The 19,961-nt window shown below is 61.4% G+C and carries 22 protein-coding genes and 2 tRNA genes; 12 read left to right on the top strand and 12 right to left on the bottom strand.

Annotation, left to right across the window (positions count from 1 at the left end):
* Positions 1-83 precede the first annotated feature (83 nt).
* The 5 genes from NL154_RS01135 to NL154_RS01115 all read left to right on the top strand — a co-directional run bounded on the left by NL154_RS01135 (position 84) and on the right by NL154_RS01115 (position 4,518).
* A complete protein-coding gene (locus NL154_RS01135; protein ID WP_210629267.1) occupies positions 84-545 on the top strand; it encodes a cupin domain-containing protein in 462 nt (153 codons plus the stop codon).
* Positions 546-632: 87 nt separating this feature from the next.
* Positions 633-1,448 (top strand): arylamine N-acetyltransferase family protein, encoded by an 816-nt coding sequence (locus NL154_RS01130; RefSeq protein WP_434733442.1) that lies wholly within the window; start codon positions 633-635, stop codon positions 1,446-1,448.
* A 38-nt stretch (positions 1,449-1,486) separates the two neighbouring features.
* Positions 1,487-2,104, top strand: coding sequence for a YceI family protein (locus tag NL154_RS01125; protein ID WP_434733441.1), 618 nt, complete (start codon positions 1,487-1,489; stop codon positions 2,102-2,104).
* A gap of 193 nt (positions 2,105-2,297) precedes the next feature.
* Positions 2,298-3,479: a Na+/H+ antiporter NhaA gene (gene nhaA / locus NL154_RS01120; RefSeq protein WP_221122740.1), complete on the top strand. Its 1,182-nt coding sequence runs from the start codon at positions 2,298-2,300 to the stop codon at positions 3,477-3,479.
* A gap of 217 nt (positions 3,480-3,696) precedes the next feature.
* Positions 3,697-4,518 (top strand): hypothetical protein, encoded by an 822-nt coding sequence (locus NL154_RS01115; RefSeq protein WP_210629271.1) that lies wholly within the window; start codon positions 3,697-3,699, stop codon positions 4,516-4,518.
* A gap of 168 nt (positions 4,519-4,686) precedes the next feature.
* Here NL154_RS01115 and NL154_RS01110 read toward each other — a convergent pair whose 3' ends face one another.
* Positions 4,687-5,415 carry a hypothetical protein gene (locus NL154_RS01110; RefSeq protein ID WP_259669841.1) on the bottom strand — a complete coding sequence of 243 codons (729 nt, stop codon included), beginning with the start codon at positions 5,413-5,415 and terminating at the stop codon, positions 4,687-4,689.
* 431 nt (positions 5,416-5,846) lie between these two features.
* On the opposite strand from NL154_RS01110, the gene NL154_RS01105 reads away from it, so the two are divergent.
* Genes NL154_RS01105 through NL154_RS01095 form a run of 3 tightly spaced genes read left to right on the top strand, consistent with a single transcriptional unit; the run spans position 5,847 to position 9,693 of the window.
* Entirely contained in the window at positions 5,847-7,787 is a 1,941-nt protein-coding gene (locus tag NL154_RS01105; RefSeq protein ID WP_221122739.1) for a DUF3604 domain-containing protein, read from the top strand.
* Positions 7,784-8,701 (top strand): peptidyl-prolyl cis-trans isomerase, encoded by a 918-nt coding sequence (locus tag NL154_RS01100; protein ID WP_434733440.1) that lies wholly within the window; start codon positions 7,784-7,786, stop codon positions 8,699-8,701. The genes NL154_RS01105 and NL154_RS01100 overlap by 4 nt, the downstream gene beginning before the upstream one ends.
* Entirely contained in the window at positions 8,698-9,693 is a 996-nt protein-coding gene (locus tag NL154_RS01095) for a HupE/UreJ family protein (protein WP_210631695.1), read from the top strand. The genes NL154_RS01100 and NL154_RS01095 overlap by 4 nt, the downstream gene beginning before the upstream one ends.
* 214 nt (positions 9,694-9,907) lie before the next feature.
* Here the strand turns inward: NL154_RS01095 and NL154_RS01090 are convergent.
* From NL154_RS01090 to NL154_RS01045, 10 genes are all read right to left on the bottom strand, one after another.
* Positions 9,908-9,983, bottom strand: a tRNA-Phe gene (locus tag NL154_RS01090).
* A gap of 180 nt (positions 9,984-10,163) precedes the next feature.
* On the bottom strand, positions 10,164-10,376 hold the full coding sequence (gene yacG / locus NL154_RS01085; RefSeq protein ID WP_064800614.1) for a DNA gyrase inhibitor YacG: 213 nt from the start codon (positions 10,374-10,376) through the stop codon (positions 10,164-10,166).
* A gap of 131 nt (positions 10,377-10,507) precedes the next feature.
* Entirely contained in the window at positions 10,508-11,128 is a 621-nt protein-coding gene (locus tag NL154_RS01080) for a Maf-like protein (protein ID WP_210629274.1), read from the bottom strand.
* A gap of 36 nt (positions 11,129-11,164) precedes the next feature.
* Positions 11,165-11,383, bottom strand: coding sequence for a translation initiation factor IF-1 (gene infA / locus NL154_RS01075; protein ID WP_003545338.1), 219 nt, complete (start codon positions 11,381-11,383; stop codon positions 11,165-11,167).
* A 122-nt stretch (positions 11,384-11,505) separates the two neighbouring features.
* On the bottom strand, positions 11,506-11,991 hold the full coding sequence (locus NL154_RS01070; RefSeq protein ID WP_210629275.1) for a low molecular weight phosphatase family protein: 486 nt from the start codon (positions 11,989-11,991) through the stop codon (positions 11,506-11,508).
* The gene (locus tag NL154_RS01065; RefSeq protein WP_210629276.1) at positions 11,988-12,461 is read right to left on the bottom strand and encodes a UPF0262 family protein; all 474 of its coding nucleotides are present in this window, start codon (positions 12,459-12,461) and stop codon (positions 11,988-11,990) included. The genes NL154_RS01070 and NL154_RS01065 overlap by 4 nt, the downstream gene beginning before the upstream one ends.
* A gap of 10 nt (positions 12,462-12,471) precedes the next feature.
* Positions 12,472-13,767 carry a histidinol dehydrogenase gene (gene hisD, locus NL154_RS01060; RefSeq protein ID WP_210629277.1) on the bottom strand — a complete coding sequence of 432 codons (1,296 nt, stop codon included), beginning with the start codon at positions 13,765-13,767 and terminating at the stop codon, positions 12,472-12,474.
* 57 nt (positions 13,768-13,824) lie between these two features.
* Positions 13,825-14,256: a DUF2948 family protein gene (locus NL154_RS01055; RefSeq protein ID WP_210629278.1), complete on the bottom strand. Its 432-nt coding sequence runs from the start codon at positions 14,254-14,256 to the stop codon at positions 13,825-13,827.
* Between the two features lie 156 nt (positions 14,257-14,412).
* Positions 14,413-15,705, bottom strand: a complete 1,293-nt coding sequence (gene murA, locus NL154_RS01050) for a UDP-N-acetylglucosamine 1-carboxyvinyltransferase (RefSeq protein WP_210629279.1) — start codon at positions 15,703-15,705, stop codon at positions 14,413-14,415.
* Positions 15,706-15,797: 92 nt separating this feature from the next.
* The gene (locus tag NL154_RS01045) at positions 15,798-15,992 is read right to left on the bottom strand and encodes a hypothetical protein (RefSeq protein ID WP_011423945.1); all 195 of its coding nucleotides are present in this window, start codon (positions 15,990-15,992) and stop codon (positions 15,798-15,800) included.
* A gap of 156 nt (positions 15,993-16,148) precedes the next feature.
* Between NL154_RS01045 and NL154_RS01040 the strand changes: the two genes are divergently transcribed.
* Together NL154_RS01040 and NL154_RS01035 are read left to right on the top strand one after the other, a co-directional pair.
* Positions 16,149-16,223 (top strand) — tRNA-Thr (locus NL154_RS01040).
* A gap of 346 nt (positions 16,224-16,569) precedes the next feature.
* On the top strand, positions 16,570-16,812 hold the full coding sequence (locus tag NL154_RS01035; protein WP_210629280.1) for a DUF982 domain-containing protein: 243 nt from the start codon (positions 16,570-16,572) through the stop codon (positions 16,810-16,812).
* A 222-nt stretch (positions 16,813-17,034) separates the two neighbouring features.
* On the opposite strand, the gene NL154_RS01030 is transcribed toward NL154_RS01035, so the two are convergent.
* A complete protein-coding gene (locus tag NL154_RS01030) occupies positions 17,035-17,298 on the bottom strand; it encodes a hypothetical protein (protein ID WP_210629281.1) in 264 nt (87 codons plus the stop codon).
* A 227-nt stretch (positions 17,299-17,525) separates the two neighbouring features.
* On the opposite strand from NL154_RS01030, the gene NL154_RS01025 reads away from it, so the two are divergent.
* Positions 17,526-17,792, top strand: coding sequence for a hypothetical protein (locus NL154_RS01025; RefSeq protein WP_210629282.1), 267 nt, complete (start codon positions 17,526-17,528; stop codon positions 17,790-17,792).
* A 96-nt stretch (positions 17,793-17,888) separates the two neighbouring features.
* On the top strand, positions 17,889-19,949 hold the full coding sequence (locus tag NL154_RS01020; protein ID WP_434733439.1) for an ATP-dependent helicase: 2,061 nt from the start codon (positions 17,889-17,891) through the stop codon (positions 19,947-19,949).
* Positions 19,950-19,961 lie beyond the last annotated feature (12 nt).

The following is a 19,961-nucleotide window of genomic DNA, read 5'->3' as shown; positions in this document are numbered from 1 at the left end:
ACAATGATGTCAGTTAATCCCTCTTATCATAGGAGAGGGCGCAAAGTAATCGGTGGGGCGTACTCAAGCAAAGGAGACCCGACATGATGACATTCACCCAAGCTGCGGTCTCGCCGTCCGGGCGTGGGACGCCGGCAATGGCGTTCGGCAAGCATGTCATCCGCATAATGGCGGCCAATACTGGCGGTTCGCTCGGCATGTTCGAAGCTTTCGTGCCGGCCGGCGAAGGACCGCCGCTGCACGTACACGAGCGCGAGGACGAGTTCTTCCGCGTGCTTGCCGGGCGCTTCGGCTTCTGGTGCGCCGGAGATTATGTCGAACTTGCGGAAGGCGGCTGCATCGCATTGCCGCGTGGTGTGCCACACCGTTTCCGCAATGTGGGGAAAACGGAGGGCCGCCTCATGGTCGTGGTCACACCGGGCGGGTTCGAAAGTTTCTTTTCGATCGTAGAACTCTGCAAGCCCGAAACACCTGAGCAGGTCGCCTCGGTCGCCAAAAGTTTCGGGCTGACCTTCCCACCTGAGGACGGCCGCAAGGTCGCCTGAACCAACGGAGTCGCACCGCCGGACCTGAGCAACGGTCCAATGAAAGGAGACCGAACGATGACACATGCACGTTCAAATGAAAACGCAATGCCCCTGACAGCCCAACAGATAGATGCCTATCTGGCCCGGATCGGAGTCGAGCGGCCGTCGCGCCTCGACATCGACAGCTTGTCGCAGTTGCACCGCGCCCATCTCATGAGCTTTACATGGGAGGCACTGGACGCCTTCATGGGATGGCCTTCCCAGATCACCCCGGCTGCGGCATTCGCCAAGATGGTCGAGGGGCGGCGCGGCGGCTGGTGTTATGAGATGAACGGCCTCTTCGGCGCCGCGCTTGCAGCCCTGGGTTTCCGTGTGACCCGCCTTTGCGGCGCCGTCGATCGCGAAAAGCTCGGCGACATCGCCATCGGCAATCATCTGACGCTGCGGGTCGACCTCGACCGTTCCTATCTCGCCGAGGTCGGCGTAGCCGACGCCATCATCGAGCCGGTGCCGCTTGTGGCCGGGCCGATCAGCCAACGCGGCTTTGACTTCTCCATCATGCCGGCCGACGGGAGCTGGCTGCGCTTCAATAATCAGGTGCTCGGCATCGCGAAAAGCTTCGATTTCCGGCTCGACCACAGCGACGAAGCCGCGATGGCCGCAACACAAGGCTGGCTGATGCAAGATCCCGGCTCGCCGTTCACCCAGAAGCTCGCGGTGTTGCGGCACACGGCGGACGGCTACGTCGCCCTCCAGAACGACCGTCTGCGCCGTGTGACGGCGAACAGCCTCAGCGAGGAGCGCATTACGAGCGCGAGCCATCTCGGCGACACATTCCAGGCAGTATTCGATCTCGACATCCCCCAGCCCGGCCGCGTCTGGGAGCGCCTCCAGACGATCCACCGCGACCAGGCGGCCTGAGCCGACAGCCACATCATTTCACATCCGAGGAACTATCAATGCTTCGTACAACCGCATGCACCCTTGCTCTGGCCTTGAGCACGGCCTTCACCTCTGCCGCCGCCGCCGATCCTGCACCGGGCGGTGCCTACAAGACCGATCCTTCGCATTCGAGTTTCAATTGGTCCTTCGACCATTCCGGCCTGTCCCACTACACGGCCCGCTTTACCGGAGTCGATGCGCGGCTCGACTGGAAGCCGCAAAAGCCGGAAACCTCCACGCTTTCGGTCACGATCGATCCGCTTTCGGTCCGCACCGACTATCCCTGGCCTGAGAAGGTCAACTTCGATGCGGAGATCGGCGGAGACGAGAACTTCCTTGCAGCCAAGCCGATCACCTTCGTTTCCAGGACGATCCACGTGACGGGCGAGAAGACCGGCACCGTCGAAGGCCTCCTGACCCTGCGCGGCGTGACGCACCCGGCAACGCTCGACGTGACCTTCAACGGCTCAATGGCGGAGCACCCGATGATGGGCGTCCCGAAGATCGGCTTCTCGGCGACCGGCAGCATCCGTCGCAGCGATTGGGGGCTGGATCTCGCAATCCCCGAACTCGGCGACATCGTCACCTTCACGATAGAAACGCAGATGGTGCCGGCTGGTTACTCGTTTCAGTGAAAATGAAGCGAATGGCAGGTCCAACGAACCCTGCGCCTCTCCATGATCTTTCCGGATCGGGTCGATTTCGCTGGAAATGGCGATGCGGCCCCTTTATCCTGCAGGGGATGGCGTGTGCTGCGTGCGCCGCGGGCTTTCCCGAAATCGACGGAGACTGAAGATCAACCTTCCAAAACAAAGGGAGCGCTGACCGGTGTCGTCGCCAATCTCTCCAGGCCTCATCCGATCCACCCTTCGTCAGTTCCTCGACAGCGAAGCGTCGGGCGGTCTCGTGCTGATGGCAGTCGCCTTGGCGGCGATCGTGACGGCGAACTCACCACTCGCAGAGGCTTACTTCCACGCGCTTCACATCCATCTGGGGCCGCTCAGCCTGCTGCACTGGATCAATGACGCGCTGATGGCGCTTTTCTTTCTCCTCGTCGGGCTCGAGATCAAGCGCGAAATGCTCGATGGCCAGCTCTCCAGCTGGAGCCGCCGCATCCTGCCGGGCGCGGCGGCAATGGGAGGCATGCTCTTCCCCGCCCTCTTCTACATCCTGTTCAACTGGGAAAACCCGGCCGCCCTGCGCGGCTGGGCGATCCCGACCGCGACGGACATCGCATTCGCGCTCGGCGTCATCTCGCTGTTCGGCCCACGGGTGCCTGCCTCGTTGAAGATCTTCCTGGCGGCACTGGCGATCATCGATGACTTGGGGGCGGTCGTGATCATTGCGCTGTTCTACACGAACGATCTCAACCTCCTGGCGCTTGCAGGGGCTGCGGCAGTGCTTGCGGCGCTCTACGGCATGAACCGCGCCAGGATTTTGAAGCTCTGGCCGTATCTGCTGCTCGGCGCCGTGCTGTGGGTGCTCGTTTTCGCATCCGGCATCCACGCGACGCTGGCCGGCGTTCTTCTCGCTCTGACGATTCCGCTGAAGGTGACGCCTGGTACGCCCGAGGCAAGCCACGACCAGTCGCCGTTGCACCACCTCGAGCACATCCTCCACAGGCCAGTCGCATTCATCGTCGTTCCGATCTTCGGCTTTGCCAATGCCGGCGTCTCCTTCATCGGCGCCTCGGCAGCCACGCTGACAGAACCATTGACGCTCGGCGTGGCGGCGGGCCTGCTACTTGGAAAACTGGCCGGCGTTCTCAGCACGGTCTTTCTGCTCGTCAAACTCGGCCTGGCCGACCTTCCCGCGAAGGCGAGCTGGGGGCAAATGATCGGCGTGGCCGCCCTCTGCGGCATAGGCTTTACCATGAGCCTCTTCATCGGGTTGCTGGCATTCAACGACCCCACCGTCCAAGACCATGTGAAGATGGGCATCCTGCTGGGATCTCTGCTGTCCGGTCTGGTCGGCGCGGCGATGCTCGCAACATTCAACCGGCGATCGTGACGCAGCGGGGCCAGAGACGCTGCAGCTTCCGTCGACGGTGCCGCGCACTCGACCGGCAATTGGCTTGCCAGTTACTGACTCTCGCAGTGACTTTTGACCATCCGCGGTTTTTATTATCTCGCGCCAGCATCGCATGCACTTCGGTTTCAAAATGTCGATATCTTTATGTTCAGCCTCACTGCAGACCAGATGCCGCAGCTACAGTGTTGAAGATCTCATGGCGGACGCCGCCTTTGCCGCGGCTCTGCGCGAATCCGCCTCCGAGCTGCTGGCAATCCATCGCAGTGCGCCCAGAATTGTGCGTTACGTTGCCGATCTGCAGAAGTGGCTGCTCAGCCAGGCGGCATTGGCATTGCATTTTGAGCGGAAGCTCGACCCGTCCCGTCCTCCTTTGACCGCTTCCAACCTCGCAAAGTTTCTGGTCGAGAATCACGTCGCCAGCCATAACACCGCGGTCGCCCATCTGAAGGAGATGGCCTATTACAAACTATTCGAGCCCGTGGCGACGACGGATCGGCGCGCCAACCCGTTACAGGCAAGCGCCTATGCTGAAGCCTTGATCCGACAATGGTTCGAAGGGCACCTTCGTTCCCTGGACGGCATGGACGCGGGAGACCGCTGTAGCCGGTCGGAGACGGATGAGACAATTCTCTATCGCGCTCAGCCGCGTATCGCCCGCCGGCTGTTTAACAATCCGGATTGGTACAGTCCGCCAGAAAGCATCGCGCTGTTCGTGAGGTCCGAATCCGGAAGCAATATATTGCATGACCTCATGTCGCGTGTGCCACTCGCGCCGGTCGTAGGTGAACGCACCTGGGTGGGCGATGTCTCCGCACGATTGACGGCGGCCGAATATGTCATTTCCCGAAGTCATGCCGGCAGATTGTTGGCGGCCGCGCAAAATCAAGGACTACTCGGGTGGGAGGCTGCCCAAATGACCGGAGATTGCTGGATTTCCGCAAAATTCGTCCTCGACTACAGACGGTGGCAGGCCACGAAATTCTCCGTTATATCCGAAGTTTTGGCGAGCATCGGGTAGATGCGTGTTTGTGAAGCGATTCTGAAGTTGCCGGGCCGGTTCGTCAAATTTTCGTTTTTGCGCGCAGCGCCAGCCACTCCGCCCGCTGAAGGCTACGATGGACTTCCGCGCGGGGCTCGGCATCGGCTTAGCCCTCGACATTGGCTCGAAAGTTTGCCTGAAACCAGGTCAAAAATGCATGACCAATCCCAGAATCGGGCCCTGTTGCACTACATCGAAGACGAAGCCGTCATTGCTGAAATCGACGCCCAGGGCACGGTAGCCGACGACTGCTGAAACGGTCTCGCCGAAACGGTAGCCGATCGCAGCAGCGACGTCCCAATCGAGGTCGGCCTGGCCGGCGCCGATCAGGCCCCATCCGGTCAGATAGATCTCGGGCGTGATGGAGTAGTTTCCGCGAAAGCCGGCCATCGCGTCCACCCATGTCTCGCCATCGCTTCGCGTCACCCCATCCAGAACGCCACCGCTGAACGAAATATCGGTGTCGACAGACCAGACCCTCGCCGCTCCGACGACATCAAGTCGCGAGGTGTTGTCATCGATGACCGAGTAGCCGACGCCGAGCAAGCCTGCGAATGTCTCCGTCGAAACTTCTACGTCGGAGGCAATGAACCCTCTGGGCGTACCTGCTGAGCCGGAAATTTTGGTGTATATGATGTCGCCGAAAATGCTGTAGCGGTCGTAGCGGGCCTCGCCAATAGCCATGGCCCCGAAGTCGAGATGGTCAAAAATATCGCTGAAGCTCATGTCGACATCGACAGTCGGCAGTCCGAATTGCGCGACATCGCCGGATAATCCTGCCGCCCAGAAGTAGGGCGCGAATGCGAATGTCCATCCCGTTTCGGTTTCAGCTTGATGAGCTTCCGGCGTCAGCGGCGATTTGATGTCAGCGGCCATGGCGCCAGCGCTGAATAGAACCCCCCCAATGAACGCCGTGGTAAGCGCAGTTCTACGTTTCATCTTCCCCCTCCAGTACTTCGAGAACCTTCTTTCAACGGTTGCAGTGATCACCGGTATCATCCGGATTGACCTTTATTGTTGAAGCAAATCTGCTCTTCTTATTTCCCCCTTGCCGCGCTTCACCATTGCATATTAGCCGAGGCGCAAGAGTCGCACCAGCAAGTTTCAACGAAGGACTGAACGCCCGTAAGGGGAGCCCAGTCGGACCTCCATCACCCTGCCGACCGGCATGTATGCGGTCGGCACGCCAGGGCCGGCCTCAGAGGATATCAAGGCTGATTTCGCCGGGACAGGGGCTCCGGTCATTGATGCTAATCAAGGAGCGCGCCGCTTCGATAGTGTAATGTTCGCACAGTGGGGGGAGAGCCATGAAACGGACACCTGGGAAACTCTTGATTGCCGGGCTGATAAGCCTCGGTTCTGCTTTACCGACCGTGGCTCAGCAGGCCACCGATATCGGCACTCTGGACAGCGGGGCGGCTGGACGGGTATTCACCAGTAAACCTCTCTACTCGCCCTATGCGGGACGAAATTTTCCGACCCGCCCGCTTTTTGGCGACACGCATTTGCATACGGGAGCCTCCTTCGACGCCGGCGCGTTCGGCGCGAGGTTGACGCCACGTGACGCTTACCGCTTCGCCCGTGGCGAGGAGGTCATGGCCTCAAGCGGCCAGCCTGCGAAGCTGTCACGGCCGCTCGACTTTCTGGTCGTGGCCGATCACTCCGACAACATGGGCATGTTCCCCGATCTGTTCGCCGGCAAGGCTGAAGTGATCGCCGATCCGCAGGCGAAGACCTGGTACGATATGATCAAGTCAGGCCAGGGCGCTACCGCGGCGCTTCAAATCATCTTCAGCTTCGGCAAGGGAACGCTTCCCCAGAGCATGATCTATGGGCCGGACACGCGTCCCTACAAGAATGCATGGCAGGACACGATAAAGGCTGCCGAGGAATATAACGATCCGGGGCGGTTCACGGCTTTCATCGGCTATGAATGGACGTCCAATACGGCAGGTAACAACCTCCATCGCAACGTCATCTTCCGCGACAATGCCGACAAGGCCGCCCAGGTCGTACCCTATACCACGCTGAAACCACTGGGCAGCGACAACCCGCGCGATCTATGGCAGTGGATGCAGGCCTATGAGGACAAGACCGGCGGCAACGTGCTGGCGATTGCGCACAACGGCAATCTCTCCAATGGGCGCATGTTCCCGCTGATCGAATCCTTCACCGGCAAGCCGGTCGACAAGACCTATGTCGAGCAGCGCGCCAGGTGGGAACGCCTCTACGAAACGACCCAGACGAAGGGGACCGGAGAGGCACACCCGTTGCTGTCGCCGAACGACGAGTTTGCTGATTTCGAGATCTGGGATTTCGGCAATCTCGATGCCAGCGAACGCAAGACGCCTGCTATGCTCGAGTTCGAATATGCACGGTCTGCATTGAAGAACGGCCTCAAACTCGAAGCCGAGCTCGGTACGAACCCTTACAAGTTCGGATTGGTCGGCAGCTCCGATGCACACACGGGCCTTTCGGCGATGGAGGAGGAAAATTTCTTCGGCAAGACCACGCCGCAGGAGCCGAGCCCCGAGCGTCTGACGGCAACCTTTGTCAAGGACGACAAGACCGGCATCACGGTGATGGACTGGGAAGTCGGCGCGTCGGGATACGCGGCTGTCTGGGCGGTTGAAAATACGCGCGAGTCGATATGGGACGCCATGCAACGCAAGGAGACCTATGCCACAACGGGATCGCGCATGGCCGTACGCTTCTTCGGCGGCTGGAATTTCGAACAAGCCGACGCCGAGACCCGCAACCCCGGTGAAATCGGCTACGCCAAGGGCGTTCCCATGGGTGGCGATCTCAGAGCAGCGCCGGAAGGAAAGGCACCGTCGTTCCTCGTCGCCGCGCTGCGGGACCCGATCGGGGCCAATCTCGACCGCTACCAGATCGTCAAGGGCTGGCTGGACGACAAGGGCGAGACGCATGAGCAGGTGTACGATGTCGCCTGGAGCGGGGACCGCAAACCAGGCGCCGACGGCAAGCTGCCGCCGGTCGGCAGCACCGTGAACGTCGAAAACGCGACATGGACCAATACGATCGGCGCTCCGGAACTGATCGCCATCTGGAAGGATCCCAGCTTCGATCCCAAGCAGAAGGCTTTTTACTACGGGCGCGTCATCGAAATTCCGACGCCGCGATGGACTGCCTATGATGCCAAACGGTACGGAACGAAGCCGCTCGAGGGAACGCGGATGACGGTGACCGAGCGCGCCTACACCTCGCCGATCTGGTATACGCCATGATCGCGGCTGAACAGGCCGCCGGACCGACCGCTCCACCCTCCAGCCAACGAACAGGAACGATCTGGCTGAAATCCATGCTAAGGGAGCCGCTGGTTCATTTCCTGCTGCTCGCATTGGTGATCTTCGCCGGTTACCGGCTCATTGGCGCGGATATCCAAAACAAGCCGGGCAGCATCGTCGTCACGGCACCGAAGATCGAGCAGATGGCCATTCTATTCACCAAGACCTGGCAGCGGCCGCCGACCTCGGAGGAATTGAAGGGCCTGATCGACGACTATGTGAAAGAAGAAGTCCTGGTGCGCGAGGCGCTGGCGCTCGGGCTCGACAGAGACGACACGGTCGTTCGCCGCCGTTTGCGTCAGAAAATGGAATTCGTCGACGCCGCCGCCGACGTTCTGACGCCGACCGACGCAGACCTCCAAGCCTATCTGCAGATCAACGCAGCCACGTTCGAGATTGATCCGATGCTTGCCTTCCAGCAAGTATATCTCAACCCGCAGCGGCACGGCGACAGCACCGCTCGGGACGCAGCCTCCATCCTCGAAGCGCTGCAGGCCAATCCCGCCGCGGATCCTAACCTATTGGGCGACCCGACGCTGCTTCCCTCCGACCTACCGCTTTCGAGCAAGACGGCGATCGGGCAAACCTTCGGCGTCGAATTCCCCGAGAAACTCGACAAGGCCCTCCTGGATCAATGGACAGGCCCCATCGCCAGCAGTTTCGGGCTCCATCTGGTCCGGGTGTCCAGGCGCATGCCCGGCCGAGTGCCAGCGCTCGACGAGGTGCGGGATGCCGTTGCGCGGGAATGGACGAACGCCAAGCGGCGGGCCTTGGAAGACGGGCGATTTGCCGAGTTGCTCAAGCACTATATGGTAAGCATCGAATTCCCTGTCAGTGCGGAAGCCGGCCGATGATGCGGTTCGGCGCATTGCTGGCGGTGCTTGTCCCGCTGTTCCTGGCCACCTCAGGTATTGCTCACGAAATCAGGCCTGCCTATCTCGACCTGCGCGAAACGGCACGCGACGAGTTCGCGGTCATCTGGAAGGTGCCGGCGCAGGGCAACATGCGCCTCAGTCTCAATGCAATACTGCCGAAGCCATGCGTCGAAAAAACAGACCGAGCAAGATCGATCGGCGGCAGCGCCTATCTCCAGCGCTGGACGGTCATCTGTGCAGGCGGACTGAAAGGCGGCGAGATCACCATCGATGGACTCAGGTCGACCATGACGGAAGCGCTCGTTCGCATCGCATATCAAAACGGCGACACAGAGGTCGTGCGCCTCATGCCGGCTGCACCCTCTTTCGCCGTGGCAGGTGCAAAGAGCAGCCTCGACATCGCTCGAATCTATTTCTTGCTGGGAGTCGAACACATCCTTTCCGGTCTCGATCATTTGCTCTTCGTTCTCGCCCTTCTGCTGCTCATTCGAGAGCGCGGGATGCTGATCAAGACCATCACCGCCTTCACGATTGCCCATAGCATCACCTTGGCTGGGGCCTCGCTCGGCTATTTCAGTCTGCCGCAGAAGCCGGTCGAAGCGACAATTGCTCTCAGCATCGCTTTCGTTGCGAGCGAACTTGTTAGAATGAAGCCAGGTGAGACACGGCTTTCCGAAAGGCTTCCATGGGTGGTAGCCTTCGTATTCGGTCTGCTGCATGGCTTCGGCTTTGCCGGCGCCCTGATGGAAATGGGATTGCCACAATCCGACGTGCCGCTGAGCCTGCTAACCTTCAACCTGGGCGTCGAGGCGGGACAACTGATCTTCGTGGCCGCGGCTTCGGTCTTGCTCGGATTGGCAGGAGCACTGGTGACCGTCCCACCCGCACAAGCCCGCCAGGTCGGCGCCTACATTATCGGAACCGCGGCGATGTTGTGGCTTGTTCCACGCATCGCAGGATTGGTCGCGTGAACAGTCGACCTCGTGAATTCTCGACCACGCAGACGCTTTGAGGCGCGCCGGCTGTCGGCGATCAACACCGATCTCGGAACCACCTTGCACTGGATAGCGAAGATTACACAGGTCGCGAACGATCAGGTGCTGACCGAAAGGCGACGGGAAGCGGGTGGGCAGATCAAATTAACCACGCATGGAGGCTGTTTTTTAGAATGGGCCGAAGACTGAATGGTGCCCAGGGGCGGAATCGAACCACCGACACGCGGATTTTCAATCCGCTGCTCTACCAACTGAGCTACCTGGGCCAACCTGCTTCGCGAGGGTGTTCTTGATGAAAAGAACTGCGGGGCCTTGGTTCGCCCCGGAAGCGAGCGGGGTTATAGCATCTTGTTCGGCCATGGCAAGCGTCAAATGACTCTTTTTTGACGGTCTTGCCAATTTTGCGGATTCATGTGGAAAAATAAGAGCTTCGGGGAGGAAATCTCCTAGTTTTCCTCATCCGGGTAATCGGCCTTCGTTTCGTCGTCGGCCACCGGAATGGCGTAGGAGCCGGTCAGCCAGCGGGAGAGATCGACCTCGCGGCAGCGGTTGGAGCAGAAGGGGTAATGTTCGCGGTTCGATGGTTTGCCGCATTCCGGGCAAGGGCGCGTCTTGCGCAGCGGTTCGACCTTGGCGGCGGCTTTCTTGTCTTCGGGCATGATCGGTCCGTCCTAGAGCATGGCGCGCAACAGTGTCAGCGGTGTTGCAACAACGACATGCGAGAAAAAAGCCTTAAAGCGCGACGCGCGGATCTGAAAGATCGTGACGCGCTTTAAGCATCGGCCGTCGGTCAGCCCTCAGGCCACCGGCTATGCACATCGAAGCCCTCGCCGGTCAGAAGCAGAATGGTTTCATAGAGCGGCAGGCCGACGACATTGGTGTAGGAACCCACCATCTTCTGCACGAAAGTGCCGGCAATGCCCTGGATGCCGTAAGCGCCAGCCTTGCCGCGCCACTGGCCGGAGGCGAGATAATTCTCGATCTCGAAACCGGACAACCGCTTGAAGCGCACCTTGGTCTCGACGATCTTCTGGCGGATCTTGCGATCGGGCGTCACCAGGCAAATGCCGGTATAGACGAGATGGTTGCGTCCCGACAAGAGATGTAGCGAGCTCAGCGCCTCGTCGGCGAATTCAGCCTTGCCGAGAATGCGCCGGCCGACGGCGACCACCGTATCGGCGGAGAGGATATAGCTGCCCTTCCAGGTGATATCGCCCTTGATGGCGGCAAGTGCGGCCTCGGCCTTCTCGGCCGATAGCCTTCGGGCGAGCGAACGCGGATGCTCCGACTTCTTCGGCGTCTCGTCGATATCCATCGGCATCAGGCGCGAAGGCTCGATGCCGGCCTGGTTGAGGAGGTCGACGCGACGGGGCGAGCCCGAGGCCAGAATGAGCTTGTATTTCAGCGCCATGAAACCTCGACCATCGGCGGACGGGAGCGGGCAGACTTACTTGAAACGGTAGGTGATGCGGCCCTTCGTCAGATCGTAGGGCGTCATCTCCACCAGCACCTTGTCGCCGGCGAGAACGCGGATGCGGTTCTTGCGCATGCGGCCGGCGGTATGGGCGATGATCTCGTGTTCGTTTTCAAGCTTCACGCGGAACGTCGCATTCGGCAGAAGTTCGGTGACGATTCCCGGGAATTCGAGGACTTCTTCTTTCGGCATATAGTGGTTTTCTTCCTGTGGGTTGCAGAGGCAGCGCAACGCGCGCCTTTAAATTTGGGCGGAAACTACACAATCAAGGCAGGTTTGTGAACCTTGTTGATCAGGCTTTCCTTTATTTGTTTTCATGCCGATTGCGCGGCGATGCCATTTCGTTTGAGCAACCGGCTTTCGATGAGGCCGGCCAGGTGATCGCGGACCTCGCGATAGCTGTGCAGTATCTGCTCCCTCGTGCCGCTGACGACCGTCGGATCCATGGTCGGCCAGTAGACGACGTCGATCGCGTTCGACCGCGTCAGCTCGAGTGCGGCGTGATGGGCCTGCGGCGACAGCGTGATGATCAGATCGAAATAATCGTCCTCGAGTTCATCAAGCGTCTGCGGCTGGCGGCGCCCGAGGGACAGCCCGATTTCCTCGAGCACGACATCGACGAAAGGATCGCGCTCGCCGGCGCGAACGCCGGCGGACCTTATATAGGTATTGGCAGGCAGAATGCTACGGGCGATCGCTTCGGCCATCGGCGAGCGGATGGCGTTCAGCCCGCACATGAAGAGAATGGCGCCCGGCCTCTTTGCGTCCTCGACGTCGGCGGCAAGCTCCATCGCCGTCATCCGCGCCAGTAGAGCACACAGACCAGCGTGAAAAGGCGCCGGGCGGTGTCGAAATCGACCTCGATCTTGCCGGCCAGCCGGTCTTTCAGCGTCTGCGAGCCTTCGTTGTGGATGCCACGCCGCCCCATGTCGATCGCTTCGATGCGGCTTGGCGTGGCCGATCGGATCGCTTCGTAATAGCTTTCGCAGATCATGAAGTAATCCTTGACGATCCGCCGGAAGGGGGTGAGCGACAGGATATGGGTGGCGACATCGCCGCCTTCTTCGGTCTTGATGGCGAACACCAGCTTCGAATCCATCAGCGAGATGTTCAGCCGGTAGGGACCGCCGGCATGGCCGAGCGGCTCGAACCTGTTCTCCTCGATCAGATCGAAGATGGCGACGGCACGTTCATGTTCGACATCGGGCGTCGAACGGCCGATCGTATCGTCGAGGACGACGTCGCAAAGCCGGAAATCGCCCGCCGCCATCCCCTCACACCTAATCGAGGTTGAGGCGGATCGCGACCGACCGCGCATGGGCATCGAGGCCTTCGGAGACCGCAAGCGCGATCGCCGCCGGGCCGAGGGTGCGCAACTCACCCGGCCCCAGGCGCAGGATCGAGGTACGCTTGACGAAATCGAGCACAGACAGGCCGGAGGAAAAGCGCGCCGAACGCGCCGTCGGCAGCACATGGTTCGAGCCGCCGACATAATCGCCGATAACCTCAGGCGTATGAGCGCCGATGAAGATAGCGCCGGCATTGCGGATGCCGTCGAGCAGCCGGTCGGGATCGGCGACGGCAAGCTCCAGATGCTCGGCAGCGATGCGATTGGCAAGCGGGATGGCCTGCTTCAGATCGGCAACCAGGATGACGGCGCCGAAATCGCGCCAGCTTGCCGCTGCCGTGTCGGCGCGGTTCAGCGTCTTCAGCTGGCGTTCGACCGCCTGCTCCACCGCCTTGCCGAATTCGGCATCGTCGGTGATGAGGATCGCCTGGGCGCTGACATCGTGCTCGGCCTGCGCCAAAAGATCGGCGGCGATCCAATCAGGATTGTTGTCTTTGTCCGCAATCACCAGCACCTCGGAGGGGCCGGCGATCATATCGATGCCGACGGTGCCGAAGACGTGGCGCTTGGCGGCGGCGACATAGGCGTTGCCGGGACCGGTGATCTTGGCGACAGGAGCGATCGTCTCGGTGCCGTAGGCGAGAGCGGCGATCGCCTGGGCGCCGCCGACGCGATAGATCTCGGTCACGCCGGCCAGCCTGGCGGCGGCGAGCACCGCCGGATTGACGGCGCCGCCGGTGGCAGGAACGGCGATGACGACGCGATCGACGCCGGCGACCTTGGCCGGGACGGCATTCATCAGCACCGAACTCGGGTAACTCGCGGTGCCGCCCGGAACATAGAGCCCGACCGCCTCGATTGCCGTCCAGCGCGAGCCGAGACGGACGCCGAGATCGTCCTCGTAGATATCGTCCTTCGGCAGCTGCCGGCGATGATGGCTTTCGATGCGCAGCGCCGCGAGCTTCAGCGCACCCAGCACTTCGGCGGGCACCGCCTCGATCGCCGCGTCGATCTCCTCCGCCGTCACCCGCATCGGTACCACGGCAAAATCGATGCCGTCGAATTTCAGCGAATATTCGGCCAGCGCCACATCGCCGCGCGCCCTGACATCATCGATGATAGAGCGGGCGACGGCATTCACATCCTCGGACACTTCGCGCTTCGTCGTCAGAAAGGCGGCAAAATGCTGCTCGAAACCTTCCAGTGCCTGATCCAGCCAGATTGCCAAGACCTATATTCCTTCTCAACTCGAACCGCGATGTTCAAACTTCAGGCGTCAAGCCATTCAGGGGTGGCGGGGTTTGGAAGCCGCCTGCCATGCGCCGCCGATATCGGCCATCTGGACCTCGATGCATTCGACGTCGAGCGCAATCGAGGCAGTGCCCGACAGCGCCAGCTCGATCGTGCCATCCGGCCCCTCGCCCTTCCTGTCGAAACGCAGCGCCAGCAGCGACAATACCTGATCACGATTGCCGCGATCGACGCCGAGCGAACGGACGGCAAGCACGCGTTTGAAGGCCAGAACGGCACGGCGGCGCTCGAAACCTCTGCGCTTGCGCGCGGCACTTTCCCAGACGAAGCGATTGGCGGCAAGCGCGAACTGGGCGCCGCGCGGCGACCAGTCGATGTCGCCGACCTTGAAGACGCTATCCTGCATATGCGCAGAAATGATCGCGAGGTCCTCGTCATCAAGCGCAACAAGCTTCAGGTCGGTCATTCAGGCTCAATCCCCAGAGCAGGATGCCGAAAGTGCGAGCGATTTTCGGACGACATCATGCTCTTGCTATTTAACAGGCATCGCCGGAATGGCGATGCGTCAGACAAGGGAAATAAGATGCTGCGACCGATTACGCAACCGGAATGAAGGTCTCTCTTACTCGCTGATGCGCTCGACGACGGCGCCGCAGCGGGTCAGCTTCGCTTCGAGCCGCTCGAAGCCGCGGTCGAGGTGGTAGACACGGGAGACCGTGGTTTCACCCTCGGCGGCGAGGCCGGCGATGACGAGCGAGACGGAGGCGCGCAAATCGGTCGCCATGACGGGCGCGCCGCGCAGGCGCTGGACACCTTCGATCTTCGCGGTCTGGCCGGAGAGCGAAATCCTGGCGCCGAGTCGGGCAAGCTCCTGCACGTGCATGAAGCGGTTTTCGAAGATGGTCTCGGTGACATGCGAGATGCCGGAGGAGCGGGTCATCAGCGCCATGAACTGTGCCTGCAGATCGGTGGGGAAGCCCGGGAAAGGATCGGTGACGATATCGACCGGCTTGATGCCGGCGCCGTTGCGCCTGACGCGCATGCCGTTATTGGTCGCCGAGATATCAGCGCCGGCCCGGCGCAGGGTTTCCAGTGCGGTTTCGAGCAGCGACACATCGGTATTTTCGAGCACGACGTCACCGCCGGCCATGGCGACGGCCATGGCGTAGGTGCCGGTCTCGATGCGGTCCGGCAGGACGCGATGACGGGCGCCCGAGAGCGAGGTGACGCCTTCGATGGTAATGGTCGAGGTGCCGGCGCCTGATATCTTGGCGCCCATGGCGTTCAGGCAGTTGGCGAGGTCGGCGACTTCAGGTTCGCGGGCGGCGTTGCCGATGACAGTCGTGCCGCGGGCAAGGGTCGCGGCCATCATCAACACATGGGTGGCGCCGACGGAGACTTTCGGGAAGGTGTAACGCGCGCCGATCAGGCCGCCATCCGGCGCCCTGGCGTTGATATAACCGGCATCGATCTCCATCGTCGCGCCAAGCGCCGTCAGGCCGTCGATGAAAAGATCGACGGGGCGCGTGCCGATGGCGCAGCCGCCCGGCAACGACACGCGGCAATGGCCCTCACGCGCCAAGAGTGGCCCGATGACCCAGAAGGAGGCGCGCATCTTGGAGACCAGTTCGTAAGAAGCGGTGGTATCGACGATGGTGCGGCAGGTGAAGTGGATCGTGCGGGCGTAGGAATCCTCCTGGCGCTCGCGGCGGCCGTTGACGGCGACGTCGACGCCGTGATTGCCGAGAATGCGCATCAGAAGCTCGACGTCTGCCAGATGCGGCACGTTTTCCAGCGTCAGCGTGTCACTGGTCAGAAGCGAGGCGATCATGAGCGGCAGTGCGGCATTCTTGGCGCCGGAAATCGGAATGATGCCATTCAGCTCATTACCGCCGACAATTCTGATACGATCCATGTGCGCTTACTTCCTGAAAGTTCTGCCTTGAAAGAAGGAGTGAGGTGTTTAGGGGATTTATGCAGAGGCTTCAATTCGTCCGGGACGGAACATTACGATTCGTCCATTTTTGCGGCGGGCAGCCCGTTTGTTTCGTCGGCCTGGCCGGAACGGCGGGCACGCACCTGCTGTTTGCGTCTCGAGAGATTTTCCCTGAGCTTTTCGGCGGCGCGCTCGCGGCGCAGTTTCGCCTGTGCCTCGATCGCCTCTTTACGGCTCTTCTGGCCGGTTTCGGTCTTGTCGTTCATGTCAACAGAATTAGCCGAATTCGCACCGATCCAAAAGGCCCTTGCATCTCTATCCACGCGAAGTTGGATTTTGCGGCTTGCGCTTGTCGTCAAGCTGTGGCAATAGCCGCCCCGTTCCTGCAATTGAGCCGCCCGGCTCCATGCGGATCTGGTCCTGCTGCCGTAGCTCAGTGGTAGAGCACACCCTTGGTAAGGGTGAGGTCGGTGGTTCAATCCCACTCGGCAGCACCAGTTTTCTCCCGGACATCATTTCTCACGCGCCCGGCTACCCCTGATCCGGCCGCCGCCACCTTCTCCCCATGAACGGGGCGAAGAGACCAAGCCGCGACCTCTCCCCGTGCCTAGCGGCTCCAGCGCGCAAGTTCCATAAAACTTATCTGCGACTGCTCAACATTCCCCTGGCGTGCGCACCCCCGGCGATCCGCCTCACCCAAGCTGGCATTTCGCCTCATCAGCAACGAACGATTCACCATTGTTGACGGCAAAAATCGCGCTAGAATGCCTATCATAGCGGCGTCCGTCCTGAGAATGGGAGGCGCTGCACCCTGTTTCTGTCGACAATCGTGGAGGAGAATCGATGGCAACTGAACGATGGAACAGCCCGGTCACGGTCGGTTTCGAGGGAGCCGATGCGCGAACGGTCAACGGGCCGTTCGATGCCTTGAAATGCCTGGCAGATCTCTGGCCGAGTTCGCGCGGGCTTCGTTACATCAAGGCCCGCAGCACCTGCCGGGCTGCGTTGGACGGTCGCAAAAGCATGGAGGAGGCTAGAGCCGAGTTCCTGGCGGCGGCCGAAGAGGCGAAGCTGAAGCTGCATTGATGCAGCAGACGTCCGGCCGTTTCCGGTTTGGTCAGCAAACCGTGCCGGAACGATACATTGTTTAATTTTCACTTAACCCTGCATCGAGCAGGTGCCGGGTTTTGGCGCAAAGGGCGTTGCGCCTGAGCCAGCTGTTTCGATAGAAAACATCCAGCCGTCATGATGACGGTCAGAGGCTCGTCATCCGGAAACGCAGGCGAGCCTCGTTCGAGCGGATCGGCTTCAGCAATCCGCACCGGCCTCATTCTCCATCTCGATATATCCCACACCGATGATAGTGCCGTCGGCGGCGCGGATGAAGGACGGCAGGTAGTGCGGCTCTGCCGGCTCACAAGCGACACTGCCGGTATATTCGTTGAGGGCGATCTGATCCTTCGGCAAGGCGGAATAATCCATGCCCGTCTCGAGCGAGGCATAGGCTGAGCCGACAAAGACGCCGCAGCCGATGATCAAGGTGGACGCCCAGAGGCGAAGAAGCGTCTGCATGATGGTCTCCAGCGTTTCGGGTCCGGCATTTCAACACCTGGAGAGTGCTTTGGTTCCCTCAGCGCCGCAGCAGGCGCTGCAACATAGCCTCAGCCGGCGATGCTTTCCGCGATCTCGGCCCCGTCGACATCGCTGCGCCGGCGCACGAAACATTCGAGAACGTGACGGGCAGCAGCTCTTGGCGAAAGAGGCTGCGCGTTCCATATCAGCTGAGAAGGACGACGATGATGAAAGGGTTTCTGCCCGCCTTGTTTGCAGGGGCATTGCTGGCCGGCTGCTCCTCGGCCGATACGGCCGCGCTCGAACCCATCCCCGGCAGCATCACCTATGGCGGCCAGCCGCGAACCAAGCTCACCAAGTCGCCGATCGGCAGCGCCGTCCATCATCAATTCTACAACGAGACGGGCCAGCGCGTGGAGGAAACCTATATCCTCCAGCCCGACCGCAGCCTGAAACTGGTGCGGCGCGTGATCGGCCCGGATTTCCCCGATTAAGGTCTCGAACCGCTTGACAGCGGCTAAAATCGCGAACATTCAAGGAACATCTAATCTTCCCGGAGTGATTCTGCGGGAGCCCGACCGGACGGCTGGATGTATCTCGAAAAGCTCAATCCGCAGCAGCGCATGGCCGTCGAGCACGGCACGCTCACTGACGGCAGCCATATTGCCGGGCCGCTGCTGGTCATTGCCGGCGCCGGCTCCGGCAAGACGAATACGCTGGCGCATCGCGTCGCCCATCTGATCGTCAAGGGCGCCGATCCGCGCCGCATCCTGCTGATGACCTTCTCGCGTCGGGCAGCCGCCGAGATGGCGCGGCGCGTCGAGCGCATCTGCCGTGATGTGCTGGGTTCGAATGCCGGCATCATGGCCGATGCGCTCAACTGGTCCGGCACATTCCACGGCATCGGCGCGCGGCTGCTGCGCGATTATGCCCAGCAGATCGGCCTCGATGCCGATTTCACCATTCACGACCGCGAAGACAGCGCCGATCTGATGAACCTCATCCGGCACGATCTCGGCTTCTCCAAAACGGAAAGCCGCTTTCCGGCCAAGGGGACCTGCCTCGCCATCTATTCCCGGGCAGTGAATTCGGAGACGGCGCTCGATCAGGTGCTGCGCGACGCCTTTCCCTGGTGCGCAGCGTGGGAGCAACAACTGCGCGAACTCTTTGCCTGTTATGTCGAGGCGAAGCAGGCTCAGAACGTGCTCGATTACGACGATCTCCTGCTCTACTGGGCGCAGATGGTCGGCGAGAACGTGATTGCCGAGGATATCGGCAGCCGCTTCGACCATGTGCTCGTCGACGAATATCAGGACACCAACAGGCTGCAGGCCTCGATCCTTCTGGCGCTGAAGCCTGAGGGCCAGGGGCTGACCGTCGTCGGTGATGACGCGCAGTCGATCTATTCCTTCCGTGCGGCGACGGTTCGCAATATCCTCGATTTTCCCGCCGCCTTCAGCCCGGCCGCCAATATCGTCACGCTCGATCGCAATTACCGCTCGACGCAGCCGATCCTGGCCGCGGCCAATGCCGTCATCGATCTCGCCTCGGAGCGCTTCACCAAGAATCTCTGGACCGAGCGGCAATCGGCGGAACGGCCGCGCCTCGTTTCGGTGCGCGACGAGGCCGAGCAGGCGCGTTATATCGCCGAAAAGGTGCTCGACAATCGCGAAGAAGGCTTGAAGCTCAAGCAGCAGGCCGTGCTCTTCCGCGCCGCCCATCACAGCGGGCCGCTGGAGGTTGAGCTGACCCGGCGCAATATTCCCTTCGTCAAGTTCGGCGGCTTGAAGTTTCTCGACAGCGCGCATGTGAAGGACATGCTGGCCGCCCTTCGCTTTGCGCAAAATTCGCGCGACCGGGTGGCGGGCTTCCGGCTGATGCAGATCCTGCCAGGCGTCGGACCGTCGACGGCGCAGAAGGCGCTCGATCTGATGGCCGAGGATGCAAGCCCGCTGTCGGCGCTGGCCGCCATGCCGGCGCCGCCGCGCTCCGGCGAGGACTGGACCGCCTTCGTTTCGATGCTGCAGGAGCTGAAATCCGGCAAGGCCGGCTGGCCGGCTGAAATCGGGCTGGCGCGGCAATGGTACGCGCCGCATCTGGAACGGCTGCATGAGGACGCGGCGACGCGGCAGGCCGATCTCCTGCAGCTCGAGCAGATTGCCGGCGGCTATGCCTCGCGCGAGCGCTTCCTCACCGAGCTCACCCTCGATCCGCCGGATGCGACCAGCGACCAGGCCGGCGTGCCGCTGCTCGACGAGGATTATCTCGTCCTCTCGACCATCCATTCGGCCAAGGGCCAGGAGTGGACGAGGGTGTTCATGCTGAACGTCGTCGACGGCTGTATTCCGAGCGATCTTGCCGTCGGCGCCAGCGCCGAAATCGAGGAGGAACGCCGGCTGCTCTATGTGGCGATGACGCGCGCCCGGGACGGTCTCGACCTTGTCGTGCCGCAACGCTTCTTCACCTATGGGCAGAACGCCCAAGGCGATCGGCACGTCTATGCCGCGCGCAGCCGTTTCATTCCCGCGACGCTGCTGCAGTTCTTCGAGGCCTGCAGCTGGCCGCAGGTGAAATCGGAAGCCGCCGCCCAGGCGCAAGCGCGGCAGGTGCGCATCGACGTCGGCGCCCGCATGCGCGGCATGTGGCGATAGAGTGCGTTGCAT

The sequence above is a fragment of the Rhizobium sp. YTUHZ044 genome (genome assembly GCF_051123975.1).
Classification (GTDB): Bacteria; Pseudomonadota; Alphaproteobacteria; order Rhizobiales; family Rhizobiaceae; genus Rhizobium.
The sequence above is the reverse complement of the archived record's forward strand: the minus strand, read 5'-3'. Positions and strand labels throughout refer to the sequence as shown.